General features: G+C 74.5%; 6 protein-coding genes. 2 read left to right on the top strand and 4 right to left on the bottom strand.

Going from position 1 to position 17,749, the window contains the following annotated elements; genetic code table 11:
- Positions 1-62: 62 nt before the first annotated feature.
- Positions 63-923, top strand: a complete 861-nt coding sequence (gene rsmA, locus AB0K12_RS24050) for a 16S rRNA (adenine(1518)-N(6)/adenine(1519)-N(6))-dimethyltransferase RsmA (RefSeq protein WP_364565220.1) — start codon at positions 63-65, stop codon at positions 921-923.
- On the opposite strand, the gene AB0K12_RS24055 is transcribed toward rsmA, so the two are convergent.
- From AB0K12_RS24055 to AB0K12_RS24065, 3 genes are read right to left on the bottom strand one after another with little or no spacing between them, the layout of a single operon-like run.
- On the bottom strand, positions 920-1,939 hold the full coding sequence (locus AB0K12_RS24055) for a pyridoxal-phosphate dependent enzyme (RefSeq protein WP_364565223.1): 1,020 nt from the start codon (positions 1,937-1,939) through the stop codon (positions 920-922). The two genes, rsmA and AB0K12_RS24055, sit on opposite strands and share 4 nt — an antisense overlap.
- Positions 1,936-10,143, bottom strand: a complete 8,208-nt coding sequence (locus AB0K12_RS24060) for an amino acid adenylation domain-containing protein (RefSeq protein ID WP_364565226.1) — start codon at positions 10,141-10,143, stop codon at positions 1,936-1,938. Before AB0K12_RS24060 ends, AB0K12_RS24055 begins: the two co-directional genes overlap by 4 nt.
- Positions 10,140-14,894, bottom strand: coding sequence for an amino acid adenylation domain-containing protein (locus tag AB0K12_RS24065; protein WP_364565229.1), 4,755 nt, complete (start codon positions 14,892-14,894; stop codon positions 10,140-10,142). The genes AB0K12_RS24060 and AB0K12_RS24065 overlap by 4 nt, the downstream gene beginning before the upstream one ends.
- 758 nt (positions 14,895-15,652) lie before the next feature.
- On the opposite strand from AB0K12_RS24065, the gene AB0K12_RS24070 reads away from it, so the two are divergent.
- Positions 15,653-16,186, top strand: a complete 534-nt coding sequence (locus AB0K12_RS24070) for an NlpC/P60 family protein (protein WP_364565233.1) — start codon at positions 15,653-15,655, stop codon at positions 16,184-16,186.
- 400 nt (positions 16,187-16,586) lie between these two features.
- On the opposite strand, the gene AB0K12_RS24075 is transcribed toward AB0K12_RS24070, so the two are convergent.
- Positions 16,587-17,543: an arginase family protein gene (locus AB0K12_RS24075; protein ID WP_364565236.1), complete on the bottom strand. Its 957-nt coding sequence runs from the start codon at positions 17,541-17,543 to the stop codon at positions 16,587-16,589.
- Positions 17,544-17,749: the final 206 nt, after the last annotated feature.

Genomic DNA, 17,749 nt, shown 5'->3' on the forward strand with positions numbered 1-17,749 from the left:
TTCCTTCCTGTTCCACGCCATCCTCTCCTTTGATCTCCCCGTACGCCATCACACGTTCTTCGATGCGGGAGACTGGTTGGATGATGAGGCTGTTGGGCCCTGCAGAAATACGTATTTTGGCGGACAAGCTAGATCTTCGTCCGACAAAAAAGCTCGGGCAGAACTTCGTGATCGACGCCGGAACGGTCCGGCGCATCGTCCGCGTCGCCGATCTCTCCCCTGACGACGTGGTCATAGAGGTCGGGCCCGGCCTCGGCTCGCTCACCCTCGCGCTGCTGCCGTCGGCCGCTCACGTGGTCGCCGTCGAGATCGACCCGGTGCTCGCCACCCAGCTCCCGCTCACGGTCGCCGACCGCGCCCCCACGGGTGACCTCACGGTGGTCAACGCCGACGCGATGAAGGTCACACCCGACGACCTGGCCGGTCACGAGCCCACCGCGCTCGTGGCGAACCTGCCGTACAACGTGGCCGTCCCCGTGGTGCTGCACCTGCTGGAGGTGCTGCCGTCCCTGCGCAAGGGGCTGGTCATGGTGCAGTCGGAGGTGGCCGACCGCCTCGCGGCCGGCCCTGGCTCCAAGGTGTACGGCGTGCCGTCGGTCAAGGCCGCCTGGTACGCCGACGTGCGCAGGGCCGGGCCGGTCGGCCGCAGCGTCTTCTGGCCCGTCCCCAACGTCGACTCAGGGCTGGTGTCCCTCGTCCGCCGCGACCCGCCGCCCACGCCGGCCACCCGCGAAGAGGTCTTCGAGGTCGTGGACGCCGCTTTCGCCCAGCGCCGCAAGACCCTCCGCGCCGCCCTGGCGACCTGGGCCGGCAGCCCCGCCGACGCCGAACGCACCCTCCGCGCCGCCGGCGTGGACCCCTCAGCCCGCGGCGAGCAGCTCGACGTCCACGCCTTCGCCCGCATAGCCGAACACCGTCCCTAGCCCTGCTCGACGACCTCAGGCCGCATCAGCGGCTGCGCGCCGGTGGCGACGTCGCCGCCGGGCAGGACCGCCGGCGGCGTGCCGGTCGCGACGTTGCCGCCCGACAGGACCGCGACGACCGGTCCAGGCGGCAGGTGAGCCCGGTGGGCGAGGTAGGCGGCCGTGGCGACCGCGCCGCTGGGCTCGGCGCGTTCCCCCAGCTCCCGCTGGAGCAGGCGGGCGGCGGCGTCGATGGCGTCCTCGGTCACGGTCACCATGTCGTCCACGTACCGGTGGATGTGCTCCCAGGCCAGCGCCCCCAGCACGGGAGCGCGCAGCCCGTCGGCCCGCGTGCGGTAGGTCAGCTCCACCGGCCACGCCGTCCGCGTACCCGACCGGAAGCTGGCCGCCCCGTCGGCGGCCAGCTCGGGCTCGACGCCGATCACCCGGATCGCCGGGTCGGCGGCCTTGACCGCGACCGCGATCCCGGCCAGCAGCCCGCCGTTGCAGACGGGCACCAGGACGGACCCCGCGTCCGGCAGGTCGGGGACGATCTCGGCCCCCGCGCTGCCGTGCCCGGCGATGACGTCGAACGCGTCGGAGCCGATCACCGTCGCGCCGAACCGGTCGGCCAGCGCCAGGCAAGCCTCCTCCCGCAGGGCGGGCGGCACGATCACCACCTCGGCGCCGAGCCGGCGCGCCGCGCTCACCTTCAGCTCGGGGGCGGTGTCCGGCAGCACGACGGTCGCCCGCAGCCCCTGCTCGGCCGCCGCGTACGCGATGGCCTGGGCATGGTTGCCCGACGACTGCGCGATCACGTGCCGTACGCCCTGCCGGGCCAGCCGGACGACGGCGTTGACCGCGCCGCGCACCTTGAACGAGCGGGTCGGCTGCCGGTTCTCCGGCTTGACCCAGAGCCGCTCGCCGGCCAGCCGCAGCAGGGGCGTGCGCCGCACGTACGGCGCGATGCGGGCCGCCGCCGCCCGGACGTCGGCGGCGGTGACCAGCGTCGTGCGCAGCACGTCTTCCACGCTCACGCGCTCAGCACCCTCTCCTGGATGGCGTCCAGGTCGGCGGCGGCGGCCTCAGACGGCGGCGCGGCGTCGGGGACGACGTCCTCCAGGTGGTGCAGCGGCCGGTAGCGCAGCCCCAGCAGGCCCCACGCCACCAGGAACACGCCGCTGGCCAGCAGCACCGCCCCCGCGCCTCCGCCGGGCCCGTCGGTGAACCGCCCGGCCCACTCCGCGAGCGGGTCGGCGGCGAGGAAGCCGATCGGCTGCATGGCCGTGGCGATCATGATGTTCACCGCGAGCACCCGGCCCTGCAGCTCGGGACCCACCTTGACCTGGATGATCGACAGCCAGTGCGCGTTGCCGATGCTCATGCACGCCAGCCGGATGAACAGCCCGGCCGCGACCAGCCACACGACCGGCCACACGCCCATGAGCACGACGCCGATCCCCGACCCGGCGACGAAGCCGATCATGCCGGTGGCCCGCCGCCTGGTGCCGCCCCACACCAGCACCACGCCGGTGCCGAGAGCCGCGCCGACGCCGCCGACGGCGGTCACCACGCCCAGGTCGGCGGAGTCGCCGATGGACAGCACGACCGGGGTGACGAGCACCCACATGAGGGCGGTGCAGAAGTTCACCACCGCGAAGTAGAGCGCCATCACCAGCAGCGGCCGCCGCCTGCGCAGGAACCGCCAGCCGCCGGTGAGCGCCGCCGTGAACGTCTCCTCGCGCCGGTGGAACAGCCGGTCGGGGAAGCGCACCAGCAGCAGCGTCACCACGCCGACCACGAACGTGGCGACGTCCACGGCCACCACCGCCGACAGCCCGAACAGGCCGATCAGCGCGCCGCCCGCGAGCGGCGCGACCACGTTGCCGATGCCGAAGCCCACGTTCGCCAGCGCGTTGGCCTGCGGCAGGAACGGCTTCGGCACCAGCTGCGCCACCGCCGCCAGCCACGCGGGCTGCTGGAACGCCGTCACGACCGAGGTCACGCCCACGATGGCGCAGACGTTCCAGAACTGCAGCTCGCCGGTCATCAGCAGCAGCACCAGCGCCACCATGGCGAGCCCGGACAGCGCGTCGCAGGCCAGCATGATCTTGCGCCGGTCGACCCGGTCGGCCAGCGCGCCGCCCAGCGGGGTGAGCAGCACGGCCGGGATCTGCGCCAGCATCGTGACCAGCGCCAGGTCCAGGATCTCGCCGCTGAGCTGGTAGGCCCACACGCCGAGCGCGAACGAGCTGAGCGCCGTGCCGAGGCCCGAGACGATCTGCCCGGCCGCGACCGTGTAGAAAGGCCACAGCCTGGTGGGCTCCGGCGGGCGTACCGGATCGGGCAGTGTGCCCGCCGACCAGCGCGTCAGGCGCTCCAGCACCAGGGCGGCCAGCGGCTCGGCCTGGTGGCGCAGGAAGTAGTGGCCGGCCCTGGGCAGCACGGCCCGCTCCACCCGGGGCGAGAAGGCGGCCCACTCGGCGTAGCGCTCCTCGTGCAGCTCGGTGGCGCGGTCGCGCTCACCGACCAGGCTGAGAATCGGGGCGCGCAGCGGCGCACCCTCGCCGGCCAGCTCGCGGGTGAACCACTCCTGCGCCTGGTCGGCGTCGTGCCGCATCGCGCGTACGGCGGTGCGCTTGGCGTCCTCGTCCATGTCGTCGAGCAGGCCGCCAGAGGCGCGCAGCGCGTCGCGGAACATCCGGTCCGACACCCAGCGGTCGCCGCCGAACAGCCGCTTGATCGCGCCGGGCAGCCGTGCGGCGGGGAAGCTCGCGGCGGCGATGACGCCCAGCACGGGCACGCCGTCCGCCTCCAGCCGGCGTGCGAGCGCGACGGCGGCCGCCGAGCCCACGCAGTGGCCGTAGATCGCGACCGGCCCCGACGCGCTCGCCGCCACCTCGGCGGCCAGCACGTCCACCAGCTCCTCCAGCGGCAGCGGCGGCTCGTCGGGGCGGGCGGGGTCGTGGCCGGGCAGCTCGGCGGACAGCACTTCGACCCGGTCGCCCAGCGCCTTGGCCAGCGGCTGGTAGACCACCGCGGAACCGCCGCCGTACGGCACGCACACCAGCGTGAACTCGCTGGTCCGCCCGCCGCCCAGGCGGTGCAGCAGCCCGCCCCGCCCCTCGGCGCCGTCCTCGCGGCCGAGGAAGGCGGCCAGATCGGCCACGGTCGGCCGGGTGAACAGGTCGATCACCCGCAGCCCGCGGCCGATCTGGGTGACCGCGCGGACCGCGGCGAACGAGTCGCCGCCGAGGGCGAAGAAGTCGTCGCCCGCCCCCACCCGCTCCACGTCGAGCACCTGGGCGAAGACCCCGGCGACCAGCTCCTCGTCCGGCGTCGACGGCGGCGCGTACGCGGCCTGCTCGGCCACCGGCTCGGGCAGGGCAGCCCTGTCGATCTTCCCGTTCGGGTTGAGCGGCAGCCGGTCGAGCGCCACGACGTGCGCCGGCACCATGTAGTCGGGCAGCCGTTCGCGCAGCGCCGAGCGTACGGCCGCGGCCTCCACGGTCGCGGGCGTCACCCACGCGGCGAGCTGCCTGGCCCTGCCCTCGCCGACGGGCAGCACCACGGCCTCGGCGACCTGGGGCAGCGCCCGCAGCGCGGTGGTGACCTCGCCCAGCTCCACGCGGTAGCCGCGGACCTTGACCTGGTCGTCCACCCGGCCGCGGAACTCGACGTGCCCGTCGGAGGTGACGCGCAGCAGGTCGCCGCTGCGGTAGCAGCGTCCGTCCCCGGTCAGCGGGTCGGGGACGAACCGCTCCGCGGTCAGCTCGGGCCGGCCGATGTAGCCGCGGGTGACGCCGGGACCGCCGACCACCAGCTCACCGGGCACGCCGGGCGGCACGGGGCGCAGCGCCGCGTCCACCAGGTGGCCGTACACGCCGGGCAGCGGACGGCCCAGTGGCACGATGCCGGTCCGCCGGTCGGCCGGGATCTCCTCGGTGTCGCACACCAGGCAGATCATCGTGGACTCGGTGTGACCGTAGTGGCTCTGGAGCCGCAGCCCAGGACGAGCCGCCCTGGCCCGCTCCACCAAGTCCCACGGGCACGCCTCGCCCGCCAGGATCAGCAGCTCGCGCGGCAGCACGGCGGCCAGGTCGCCGCCCGAGGCCAGCAGCTCCAGGTGGCTCGGCACGCATTTGACGACGTCCACCCGGTGCTCGGCCAGGTAGCCGGCGAACGCGGCCGGGTCCATCGCGGTCTCGCGCGGCACCAGGTGCACCGTCCCGCCCGTGGTCAGCGCGCCGAACACGCAGGTGAGGCCGAAGTCGGCGGCGGGCGTCGAGACCACCGCGAACGACCCGCCTGGCACGCCGATGCGCGGCAGCATGCCGCCCAGGTAGTTGAGCACGCCGCCGTGCTCGGCGGCCACCGCCTTGGGCGTGCCGGTCGACCCCGACGTGAAGATCACGTGGTGCAGGTGCTCGGGCCGTACGTCCACGTCGGGGCGGGTGTCCGGCAGGGACGGCGGCCGGTCGAGCGCCAGCACCCGCCTGCCGTCCCCGATGAGGGGCGCGAACTCGCTCACCGTCACCACGGCCCGCACCCCGGCCGCCTCCAGCATCGCGGCGATCCGCGCCGCCGGGTACGCCGGGTCCATCGGCAGGTAGCCGCCACCCGACTTCTGGATGCCGAACAACGCGCACGCCAGGTCGGCCCCCGGTTCGAGCAGCACGCCGACCGGCTCGTCCGCGCGTACCCCGGCCTCAAGGAGCCAGTGCGCGATCCGGTTCGCGGCCGACTCCAGCTCCCCGTACGTCAGGGCCCGGTCGCCGCCCACCACCGCGGGGGCGCCGGGGGTCTCGTCCACCCAGCGCTCGATCAGGTGGTGCACCGCCCCGGCGGGCGGCTCGGGCGGCGGCCCGCCGTCCACGACAGGCCCGGTCACCGGCTCCAGCGGCACCGCGCCCACCGGCGCGTCCAGGTCGGCGAGCAGCCCGTCGAGCAGGGAGACGTACCAGCGGGTCAGCTTGTCCGCCGTTCCAGGCTCGAACAGGTCCGTCCGGTACGCGAGCCCGCCCCGCAGCGGCGCGCCAGGCCCTTCGTCCACGACGTGCCAGCTCAGGTCGAACTTGGTGGTCAGCTCCGGCAGCTGGATCTCGGACGCCTCCAGACCCGGCAGCTCGGGCCGGGCCACGCCGGAGATGTAGTTGAGCATCACCTGGAACAGCGGCGTGGCCGCCAGGTTACGCTCCGGCCGCAGCCGGTCCACCACCCGGTCGAACGGCGTGCCCGCGTGCGCGAGCGCGCCCAGCGCGGACTCCCGCGCGCGGGCCAGCAGGTCGCGGCCTGTCGGGTCGCCGCCCACGTCGGTCCGTACGACCACGGTGTTGAGGAAGCAGCCCACCACGCCTTCGGTGTCCGGATGGTCGCGGCCGGAGACCGGCACGCCGACCGCGATGTCCGCGCTCGCCGACAGCCTCGCCAGCAGCGCCTGCAGCCCGGCCAGCAGCACGATGAACGGCGTGGACCGGTAGGCGGTGGCCACCGCCCTGACCCGCTCGCTCAGCGCGGCCGGCAGCTCCACATCCAGCGCGGCACCACCGGGGTCCGGAACGGCGGGGCGCGGGCGGTCGGTGGGCAGGTCGAGCACCGGCGGCAGGCCGTCCAGGTGCCCGGCCCACCAGTCCAGGTCGGCCGGGTCGGGGACCGGCGACACCTCGGCGTACTGCGCGGGCGGCGGGTCCAGCGGGGGGCGCAGGCCGAGGCGGGCGGCGTACAGGCTGGACAGCTCGTCGAGCAGCAGCCCGCGCGTCCACGCGTCGGTGGCGATGTGGTGGAAGGTGAGCGACAGCACGTGCTCGCCGTCATCCCCGGCTTCGGCCCCCGCGTCGGCTCCGGCCCCGGCGTCGTCCACCTCCAACAGCACCGCGCGCATGGGTGGCTCGCGGTCCAGGGCGAACGGGGTCGCGAGGTGCGCGGCCAGCACGTCCTCGACCTCCGGCCGGGCCACGCGGGCGGTGGACACGGGCACCTCGCCGGCGTCACGTACCACCATCACGGGCTCGGCGCCGGAGGCGTCCACCACGCTGCGCAGCACGTGGTGCCGCTCGGCGAGGTCGCGCACCGCGCCCAGCAGCGCCTCCGCCCGCAGCGGGCCGCGCAGCCGCACCGCCACCGGGACGTTGTACGCGCTGCTGTCCGGTTCGAGTTGCGCCAGGAACCACAGCCTGGCCTGCACCCCGGACAGCGGCACCGGCCCGTCCACCGGCGCCCGCCGCACCCGCTCGGCGCCCGCCGGGCGGGGGAGCGCGGCGGCCAGGTCGGCCAGCACCGGGTGCTCGAACAGCAGCCGCACCGGCACCGCCGCGCCCAGCCGCTCCCGCAGCCGCCCGGCCACCCTGGTCGCCGCGAACGAGTGCCCGCCGAGCGCGAAGAAGTCGTCGTCCGCCCACACCTCGGCGAGCCTGAGCACGTCGGTCCAGACCTCGCCCACCAGGCGCTCCGCCGGAGTGCCCAGCGGCACCCGCACCGCGGGCCCCGCCTCGGGCTCGGGCAGCGCGGCCCTGTCCACCTTGCCGTTCGGGGTGAGCGGCAGGGACTCCAGCACGCCGATCGCGGCCGGCACCATGTAGTCGGGCAGCCGCTCGCGCAGCGCCGCCCGCACCTCGGCCACGTTCACGGTCGCCGGCGTCACCCAGGCGGCCAGCCGCCGCTCCAGGCCGGCGCCGACCGGCTGCACGTACGCCTCGGCGACCTGCGGCAGCGCCCGCAGCGCGGCGGCGACCTCGCCCAGCTCGACGCGGAAGCCGCGGACCTTCACCTGGTCGTCGATCCGGCCCAGGAACTCGACCAGCCCGTCACCGGTCACCTTGACGCGGTCGCCGGTGCGGTACCAGCCGCCGGTGAAGCGCTCCGCGGTGAGGTCGGGGCGGCCCAGGTAGCCGCGCGCCACGCTGGGCCCGCCGATCCACAGCTCGCCCGGCACGCCGGCCGGCAGCGCCCGCCCCGACGGGTCGGCGACCCGGCACACGACGTCGGGCAGCGGCCGGCCCAGCGGCGCCCGCCCGGGGGCGCTCTCGCTCGCGTCGCAGGCCAGCACCGACACCGTGGTCTCGGTGGGGCCGTAGTGGATCTGCACCTCCAGGCCGGGCCGCGCCTCGCGGACCCGCGCCACCAGGTCCGCCGGCACCGCCTCACCGGCCAGGATCAGCAGCTTCCGCGGCAGCGCGGCGGTGCCGAGAAGTTCGAGCTGGCTGGGCACCATCTTGATCGCGTCCACCGGGTGCGCCGCCAGGCGGGCGGCGAACGCGGCCGGGTCGGTGGCCGTCTCGTGGTCGATCAGGTGGAGGGTGGCGCCCGTGGTCAGCGCGCACCACACGTTCGTCATGCCGAGGTCGGCCGCGGCGGTGGACACCAGCGCGAACGAGGCCAGCCCCTCGGGGAGCGCCTCGGCCACCGCGCCGAGGTAGTGCGTGACGTGCCGGTGCTCGACCGCGACCCCCTTCGGCCGCCCGGTCGAGCCCGAGGTGTAGATCACGTACGCCAGGTGCTCAGGCCGTACGGCCACGTCGGGACGTTCGCAGGACGCGTCCGCCGCGGCGGCGAGCTCGGCGTCCGTGAGCACGATCCGCGCCCCGGCGTCGGCCACCACCGCCTCGTTGCGCCGCTCCGGATAGACCGGGTCGAGCGGCAGGTAGGCGGCGCCCGCCTTGAGCACGCCGAGCATGGCGACCACCAGCTCGGGCCGCCGCTCCAGCAGCACGCCGACCGGCTCGTCCGGGCGCACCCCGCGCGCCAGCAGCCACTGGGCCACCTGGTTGGCGCGGCGGTCCAGCTCCGCATAGCTGAGCGAGCCGACCGCGACCGCGTCGGGGCGGGCGTCGGCCACCCGCTCGACCAGCGCGTGCAGCGGCACGTCCACGGGCAGGTCCGTGGCGGGGCCGCGCAGGTCGTCGCCGGCCGGCAGCCGCACCGGCGCGCCGGGGTCGGTGAGCATGCCGTCGAGCAGCTCCAGGTACCAGGCGACGAGGCGCCGCACGGTCGCCTCGTCGAACAGGTCGGTGCGGTAGCGTAACTCGCCCGAGAAGCCGGTGCCGTCGTCGCCGAGCTCCAGGTTGAGATCGAACTTGGCGGTCGGCGCGGCCGTCGTCCCTGCCTCGACCTCCAGCCCGGGCAGCGACACCGGCGCGCCGGTCTCATAGACGTTCAGCATCACCTGGAACAACGGCGTGACCGCGAGGTTCCGGTCCGGCTGCAGCCGCTCCACGACCCGCTCGAACGGCGTGCCGGCGTGCGCGTACGCGTCCAGCGCCGCCGTACGCGCCCGGGCCAGCAGCTCGGCGCCGGTCGGATCGCCCGAGGTGTCGCCGCGCACCACCAGCGTGTTGACGAAGCAGCCGACGACCCGCTCGGCGTCGGGGTGGTGACGTCCCGCGTGCGGCACGCCCACGGCGATGTCGTCCACGCCGGACAGGCGGCTCAGCAACGCCTGCAGACCGGCCAGGAACACCATGAAAGGCGACGTCCCCGCCACTGCGCGCACCTTCGCCGCCAGCGGCGCCGGCACCTCCACCGGCACCGCCGCGCCGTCCCACCTGGGGACGGACGGGCGTGGGCGGGCGAGTGGCAGGTCGAGCACCGGCGGCAGGCCCGCCAGATGCCCGGCCCACCAGTCGAGGTCGGTGTCGGGCCGGTCGGCCTCCCACGCGGCGACGTCCGCGTACTGCAGGGCGGGGGGAGCGGGAGGCGGCTCCAGGCCGAGGCGGGCGGCGTACAGGCGGGCGAGGTCGTCCAGCAGCACGCGCTCCGACCAGGCGTCGGTGGCGATGTGGTGCAGGGTGAGCGCCAGCACGCACTCGTCGTCGGCGACCCGGAACACCGTGGCGCGCAGGGGCGGCTCGGCGTCCAGCAGGAACGGCCGCCAGGCGTGCTCATGGAGCTCGCGCTCCAGGTCGGCCGGGTGCACGACGGGCACGTGCACGTCACCGATGGGGCGTACCCGGCCGTCGTCGATCACGCCGCGCAGGATCCAGTGCCGCTCGGCCAGGTCCGCCACCGCGCCGGTGAGGGCGTCGACGTCCACCGGGCCGCGCAGCCGCAGCGTCAGCGGCACGTTGTACGCCGGCGTGTCCGGCTCCAGCTGGGCCAGGAACCACAGCCGCTCCTGCGCGGGCGACAGCGGCATGTCCGTGGCCGACGTCGCCGGGATGCCGGGGGCCTTCTCCGCCTGCTTCAGCGCGGCCGCGAGCCTGGACCGGACCAGGCCGGCGATCCGGTCCTCACGTACCTCGGTCATCCCTCGCTCCCCTCCATCAGCTCCGCGGCCAGCAGCTCCTCAAGCGCGGCGGCGAAGCCGGCCAGCACCGGGCGGTCGAACAACAACCGCACCGGCACCGCGACCTGCAACATCTCGCGCAGGCGCGCGGCCACCCTGGTCGCGGCGAACGAGGCGCCGCCGAGGGCGAAGAAGTCGTCGCCCGCCCAGACCTCGGGCCGTTCGAGCACCTCGGCCCAGACGGCGGCCACCAGCAGCTCGGCGTCGGTGGCCGGCGCGACCCGTGCCGGGTCGGGGCCGGTGTCAGGCTCGGGCAGCGCGGCGCGGTCCACCTTGCCGCTGGACAGCGTGGGCAGGGCCGGCAGGGCGACCCAGCGGCGCGGCACCATGTGGCCGGGCAGCTTGGAACGGGCGTGCCGCTCGATCGCGGCCAGATCCGCCGTCTCCGGCGTGACGTAGCCCACCAGGTGGGCGTGCGCCTCCGCGCCCGCCACGGTCACCGCGGCCTCGGTGAGCTCGCGCAGCACGGCCTCGATCTCGCCCAGCTCGATCCGGTAGCCGCGGACCTTCGCCTGGTGGTCGCGGCGGCCGTGGAACTCCAGCGTCCCGTCCTGCCGCCAGCGCGCCAGGTCGCCCGTACGGTAGCAGCGGCCGCCCGGCGTGAACGGGTCCGCCACGAAGGCGGCCTCGGTCAGGTCGGGCCTGCCCCGGTAGCCGCGCGCCACGCCGGCCCCGCCCAGCAGCAGCTCGCCGACCGCGCCCGGCGGCACCAGCCGCAGGCGCGCGTCCACCACGTACGCCCGCTCACCCGGCATCGGCGAGCCGATCGGCACCCGGTCGCCCTCGTGCGGGCGCACCCGGTGCAGCGTCGAGGTGATGGTGGTCTCGGTGGGGCCGTACGCGTTCCACAGCTCGCCGACGCGCAGCAGGATCTGCTCGGCCAGCGCCGGGTCCAGCGCCTCACCGCCGGCGACGGCGCGCAGCCCGGGGCCGCCCGTCCAGCCGGCCGCCAGCAGCATCCGGTACGACGTCGGCACCAGGTCGACCACCGTGGCCCCGCTCGTGGTGATCAGCTCAGCCAGCGCGTGCCCGTCCTCGGCCGTGGTCCTGTCCACCACCACGGACGTGCCGCCGGCGGTCAGGACACTCCACAGCTCGGAGGCGAAGGCGTCGAAGCTCAGCGGCGAGACCGCGGGCTGCACGTCGTCCGGGCCGAGCCGGAGCGTCTGGATCATGCCGGCCACGAGTGCGGCCAGGCCGCCGTGCGTGACCTCGACGCCCTTGGGTGCGCCGGTGGAGCCGGAGGTGTAGGTGAGGTACGCCAGGTCCTCGGCACCGACCTCCGGCAGCTCCGCGCGGGGACCCGCCGCAAGCCGATCCGCATCGAGCATCACCGGCGCTTCGGACGGCGCTTCGGACGGCGCTTCGGACGGCGCTTCCGAGGGCGTACCGCTGCGGGTGAGCACCACGCGGGCGCCCGCGTCCGCGGCCAGCAGGCGCAGGCGCTCGGCCGGGTGGTCCAGGTCAAGCGGCAGGTACGCCGCCCCCGCCCGCCACACGCCCAGCAGCACCGCGGGCAACATCAGGTCACGCGGCACGCGGACGCCGACCACGTCCCCCCGCGACACCCCGTGCGCCAGCAGCCCCGCCGCGATCCGGTCGGCGCGGTCGTTCAGCTCGGCGTGGCTCAGGGCCGCGCCGTCAGGCCCGACCACCGCCGTGCCCGTCGTGTGCGCGGCGAGCGCCACCGGCACCGGCGGCACGTCGTCGGGCAGCCGCGGCCCGGCCGCGCGGGCCAGCAGCGCGGCGCGCTCGTCCGGGGTGACCCGTTCGAACGCGGCGATCCCCAGGTCAGGCTGGGCCACGGCGCTCCGCAGCAGGTACAGCAGCCGGTCGAGGTACGCCTCGGCCATCTCCCTGCAGAGCAGCGCGACCGCGTACTCCAGGTGCAGCTCGAAGCCCTCCACCGTACGGTTGACGAGGACGCTGAACTCGTGCACCGCCGCGCCCGAGCCCACCTCGGTCAACAGATCGAGACAGCCGGCCCGCACCGGCACCTCGGCGTGCTGCATCGCCAGCAGCACGGGGGAGCGGGGCAGCTCGGCGGGCGGGATCTCCTGATGGACCAGGGCCCGCGTCGCGGCCTCCCCGGCCTGCCTGACCAGGTCGCGGAAGGTCGGCGCGGCGTCCGGCCGCAGCCGTACAGGAACGGTGTCGATGAGCGGCCCGACGATCCTGGCCAGCTCCGGCTCGGCGCGCCGCGCCGCGACCATGCCGACCAGCGTGTCGGGCTCTCCGGCGGCCAGGGCGAGAGCGGCGAGGTACACCGCGTACGGGGTTGTGCCGCACGCTCGGGCCAGCGCCGCCACGCCGTCCGTGAACTCCTCGGGCAGCGCCCTGATCACCCGGCCCGTCGTCAGGTCGGCGGGTGGCGGCCCCGCCACCGGCGCGCCCGCCAGCTCGTCCCGCCAGAACTCCCGCAGCCGCTCAAGGTCAGGGCGGTCCTCCTGCTCGCGTACCGCCACGTCGCCGAGCTGCACCGCGGGCTCGGGAACGTGCTCTCCCGCCAGCTCGGCGGCCAGCTCCTCCATCAGCACGCCCACGGAACCGCCGTCGAAGGCGAGGTGATCGGTCACGAGCACCAGCTCGGCCACGTCGTCCCCCGCGGGGCAGAGGCTCGCGCGCAGCAGCGGCACCTCGCTCGTCACGTCGAACACGTGCTCCGCCGCCGTCCGCGCCACCTTCACCGGGTCAGCGCCCGCCGGGTGCTCGACCAGGGGGACGGCGACGGGCGGGTGCACGACCGCGTACGGGACACCGTCCTCGCCGACCGCGACCGTGCTGCGCAGGGCCTCGTGCCGGCGCAGCACCGCGTCGAGCGCCGAGCGCAGCGGCGCGCTCCCGCCGAGACCGCGCACGCGCAGCCGGACCGACACGGTGGTGACCGGGCTGTGCGGGTGCAGCTGGCGCAGCGTCCAGAACTCGCGCTGCGCGGCGGTGAGCGGGTGCCGGGTCGCGCCGGTCCGCCGCAGCGGCGCCGATCCTGGCTCGCGCAGGCGCGCCGCCAGCCCCGCCGCGGTCGGCTCGATCAGGAACGAGGCCAGCGGCACGGTGTGCCCGAGCCGCTGGGACAGCTCGATCACCACCCGGGCGGCGGCCAGCGAGTGCCCGCCCAGGTCGGCGAACCGGTCGTGCACGCCCACCTCGGGCAGGCCGAGCACGTCCGCGATCACCTCGGCCACCAGGCGCTCGTCGTCCGTGCGCGGCGCGACAGGCGCCTCGCTCCCCGTACGGGCGGGACGCAGCTTGGGCAGGGCAGCCCGGTCCACCTTGCCCATGGGGGCGATCGGCAGCTCGTCGGCCACGCCGATCCTGGCCGGGACCAGGTGGTCAGGCAGACGGTCGCGCAGCCACTCGCGCAGCTCGGGCTCGCTCACACCCGGGGCCTCCACGTGCCCGACGAGGTAGGCGATGCCGTCGTCGTCGGTGTGCGCGAGCACGACCGCGCGGCGCACGGAGGGGTGACGTTCCAGCGCCGACTCGACCTCGCCGAGTTCCACCCGGTAGCCGCGGATCTTGACCTGGTCGTCGGCGCGGCCCACGTACCGCAGCTCGCCGTCCACCCACCGCACCAGGTCGCCGCTGCGGTAGACGCGGGAGCCGTCCGGCTCGGTGCGGAACGCCTGCGACTCGTGGCCCAGGTAGCCGCGGGTGACGCCGGGGCCGCCGATCCACAGCTCGCCCACTTCTCCGTCCGCGACCGGCCTGCCGTCGGCGTCGCGGATGCTGAGCAGCGCGTTCGCCATGGGGCCGCCCAGGGGCGGGTCGCCCTCGTGGCCGCGGCGCACGTCGTGCATGGTGCTGCCGGTGGTGCACTCGGTGGGGCCGTACATGTTGAGCACGCGGCGCACGCCCGGGTTCGCGAACGCGCGCTCGACCAGGGAGGCGGTCAGCCGCTCGCCGCCGGACAGCACCATGCGCACGCCCTCCGGCAGCGGCTCACGCAGCAGGACCGACAGCGCGGACGGTACGCCGAAGACCGTGCGTACCTCGTCGCGGGCCGGCAGCGTCGGCAGCGCCAGGATGCTGTCCGCCATGATCACGGTCCCGCCCGCGGACAGCGGGGTGAAGATCTGCGTGATCGAGGCGTCGAAGCAGATGGAGGAGCCGGCCAGCATGCCGCTCAACTCCTCTGCCGTGTAGTTGGCCGCCTCCCAGCGCACCAGGTTCAGGGTGTTGCGGTGCTCGACGACCACGCCCTTGGGCCGGCCGGTGGAGCCTGAGGTGTAGATGACGTACGCGGCGTCACCCGGTTCGCCCGGCACCTCGGGGCCGTGCTCGGCGGGCGTCGTGTCGTCGACGAGCACGGTGGCGGCGCCGGTCAGGGACGCGGTGTCGCGCTTGACGGCCGAGGTGACCACCACCTGCGCGCCTGAGTCCTCGGCCATGAAACGTAACCGCTCCGCCGGGTAGGCCGGATCGAGCGGCACGTACGCCGCGCCCGCCTTCAGCACTCCGATCAGCGCGGGCACCAGCCACTCGTCTCGGTCCAGGCAGATCCCCGCCAGGTCGCCGCGCCCGACGCCCTGAATCTTGAGAGCGTTGGCGATCCCGTTGGCCATGCGGTCGACCTCGGCGTAGGTGAGCCGCTTCGTGCCCGCGACGACGGCGACGCGATCGGGCGTGCGCCGGCGCTGCTCTTCCAGGGCCTCGTGGAGCCGGCCGGGCAGGCCAGTGAGGGGGCGGTTCGCGCCCGTCGCATCCGTGTTCATCTGTCCTTCTCTCGAGCAAGGGTCAAACGTGCCCTGGTGGGCGGCTGGGCCCGCTCCTCTAGAGCGGCACGCGGGCCCCGGGCGAGGTCGTCGCTGGGCGCGCGGGATCGCGCGGGCGGTTCACCGTCGCCTGATAGGCGCGGTCGTTCGCCGCGCGAGGTCGTTCTCCTTTAGGTCATTTTGTCCGCAGAAGATCATTATGCTCCGCAAGCAGCATCGGTGATCCGCCTTGCCGTTCACTTGGAATTCGCCGATATGCCGCTTGCACCTCCTATCACCCCAACCCCGGCAAACCGGTCCCAACTGGACGATTGTCGAACGCCGAGGAACCCCCGCACCCCGATCTCCCCGTCCCGCCACCCTCACCGCCAGAAACCCGCTCCGCAGTTCCCTCGGTGACAGGACCACCCACCCCACTGGACGCCGAAACCAACATCGCCGGCGCCCGCGCCGGTGTCACCGCCGGTCGAGTTGGGGTCGTCCCCCCCGAGCCGTGTCACCGGCGGTCGAGTCGGTGTGCCGTCCGCCGCCGAGCCGGTGGGTTCGCGGCCGTGCGGCATCGCTGGTGGCGAGGTCGGTGTTGCCGGTGGCCGCGATAGTCACGACCGATCCCGGCTTCCAAGAGGCGTGGTCTACGGCCGCATCCACAGGCGGCCTTCCTCGCGCCCCGCTGTCCCCAGAACCACGTTCGGGCCAATCCCGATCACGATCAGCCCCGCATCCTGGCCTCCCACCCCCGTTCATCCTGGGAGGCACCGATGACCAAGCACTCCGTGTTCCTCTGGCTCACCCTCCACCCCGCCCTGCTCATCTCCTTCGTCACAGCCCTCCTGACCACCGCCACCACCCCCGCCCAAGCGGCGGCCACGAAAAAGGCCCTGACAAGAGGACAGATCGCCGCCGCAGCCGCCCTGACCCAGGTGGGCGTCTCCTTCTCCTGGGGCGGAGGCTCCTCCAAAGGCCCCACCCTGGGCATAGGCCGGGGCTCGAGAACCCGAGGCTTCGACTGCAGCGGCCTGACCCTCTACGCCTGGTCCAGAGCCGGCGTGCGCCTCAGCCACTACACAGGAGCCCAATACCGCCAAGGCCGCCGCATCCCGCTGGCCGCCCGCCGCACCGGCGACCTGCTCTTCTTCGGCGGCGGCACCGGCGCCCCCACCCATGTCGCCCTCTACCTCGGCCGCGACCTCATGATCCACGCCCCGAAAACCGGCGACGTGGTCAGAAAGACCCGCTTCCTCAACATCCCCTACTACCGCGCGACATTCAGAGGCGCCGTCCGCCCAGGCTGACCCCGCTCCTAGTCCCACGGGCTCACGGCACACTCCGGCCCGACTCACCCGCCACGCACCGCCATCCAGCTTCGGTTCGAGAGAGGCAGCGGGGTGCGGTCAGCCGGCCTCGGTCCGGGGGCAACGGGGTGCCATCAGCCGGTCACGCGGCTGTCGGCTGCCGGGCGAGTCACACGGTCGTCGGCTGCTGCGGCCGTGTGGCCGCCGGCGCCCCTCGGCATTCGATCATCCTCGCTCCTCCGCCGGTCCACCACAACGCCTGGTTTCCCGGCCGGCTCCTCGGCGGCGGCGCCCTGGTGCTCGGGCCGCTCCTGTGGTTCGCCGGGCTGGCGGCTCGAACAGGTCGGCCCGCCCGCCGAGGTGTCGGGTGTCTGCAAGACGGTCGGGTGTCTGCAAGGACTCACGCGTGGCCGCAGGCCGCCATCAGGTCCGTCACCAGAGAGGACAGCAGCTCTTGATCCTCCTTGCGAGCGGGCTCGTACTCCATGAGCCCGAGCCCCACGACGTCGAACCGCTCGCCCACCGCACGCACCAGCGATAGGAGTTCCTCGGGTCGCAACCCCCCGGGCGCCGGCGACCCCACACTCGTGAAGATCTCCGGATCCAGCACGTCGAAGTCGATGTGCACATACACAACGGTGCCGCCGCCCCCTGCCGCCATCCTCCGCGATGCCGTGGTCCCGGTGCGTGGGTCGCGTGCCGTCGTGTCCTGACGCTGTGGCGTTGCCGGGCCGGTCGAGTGGGGTGGTGTCGTTCCGGGGGGAACTTGGTGGGGTGGTGTCGTTCCGGGGGGAACTTCGTGGAGGCGTTCAGTGCCGCAGAGCTCGATGGCCTCGATCAAGGCCGTTGCGTCCGGCCCGGGGACGTGGCGGATCCCGGCGGCCTTGATGAACGACTCTTCCGCGGCGTCCAGGTCGCGGGCTCCGGTCAGGACGATCTGGCGTGGCGTCAGCGGGTCGCCGGCCACCAGGTCCACCGGGCCGTCGCCGGTGAGGGCGCGCAGGACCATGCCGTGGTAGGCGCCGGAGGGCGAGGAGGCAGGGGTGTTCAGGTCGCCGTGGGCGTCGAACCAGACCACCACCAATCGGTCTCCGTAGCGCCGGCGGGGCGCCGCCACCGGCTCCAGCTCGACCCCGCAGTCTCCGCCGGTGGTGACCACGAAGTCCCCGGACGCCTCTTCAAGGGCCGTACGCACCCGGGCTGCCGTGGTGACGAGGTCGTCCTCCACCGCAACCCGTACGCGTTGCCCGGCTCCCACCATGTCGGCGAGCAGTCGTGCCCCTTCCTTCAGGCGTTCCGCCGTGGGGGCTCCCGACCCCCGCCACTGCGGGACCTCCACCACCGTCACCACGTTCATCGCTCCTCACCTGGGCGGCCATCACCCCGACGCACTCACCCTGGCAAGCGCGGAGACTCCTGTCCAACCTCCGCCTCGTGCCCCGACGTGCAGTTCGTCCGACGTGACCGCGATGCGTTCGGGAGCCTGCTCCGAACCTTTCCGGAGGGGCGGCGGAAAGGGGCGCATCTCCATTAAGCAGGGGGATCGGGGGAAATGGTGACCAA

It is taken from the genome of Nonomuraea sp. NPDC049419, from assembly GCF_040676995.1.
GTDB lineage: Bacteria > Actinomycetota > Actinomycetes > Streptosporangiales > Streptosporangiaceae > Nonomuraea > Nonomuraea salmonea.

Excerpts from the sequence above, each read along its gene's own strand:
- rsmA (WP_364565220.1), top strand. The coding sequence starts at position 63 with ATGCGGGAGACTGGTTGGATGATGAGGCTGTTGGGCCCTGCAGAAATA.
- AB0K12_RS24060 (WP_364565226.1), bottom strand. The coding sequence starts at position 10,143 with ATGACCGAGGTACGTGAGGACCGGATCGCCGGCCTGGTCCGGTCCAGG.
- AB0K12_RS24065 (WP_364565229.1), bottom strand. The coding sequence starts at position 14,894 with ATGAACACGGATGCGACGGGCGCGAACCGCCCCCTCACTGGCCTGCCC.
- AB0K12_RS24070 (WP_364565233.1), top strand. The coding sequence starts at position 15,653 with ATGACCAAGCACTCCGTGTTCCTCTGGCTCACCCTCCACCCCGCCCTG.
- AB0K12_RS24075 (WP_364565236.1), bottom strand. The coding sequence starts at position 17,543 with ATGAACGTGGTGACGGTGGTGGAGGTCCCGCAGTGGCGGGGGTCGGGA.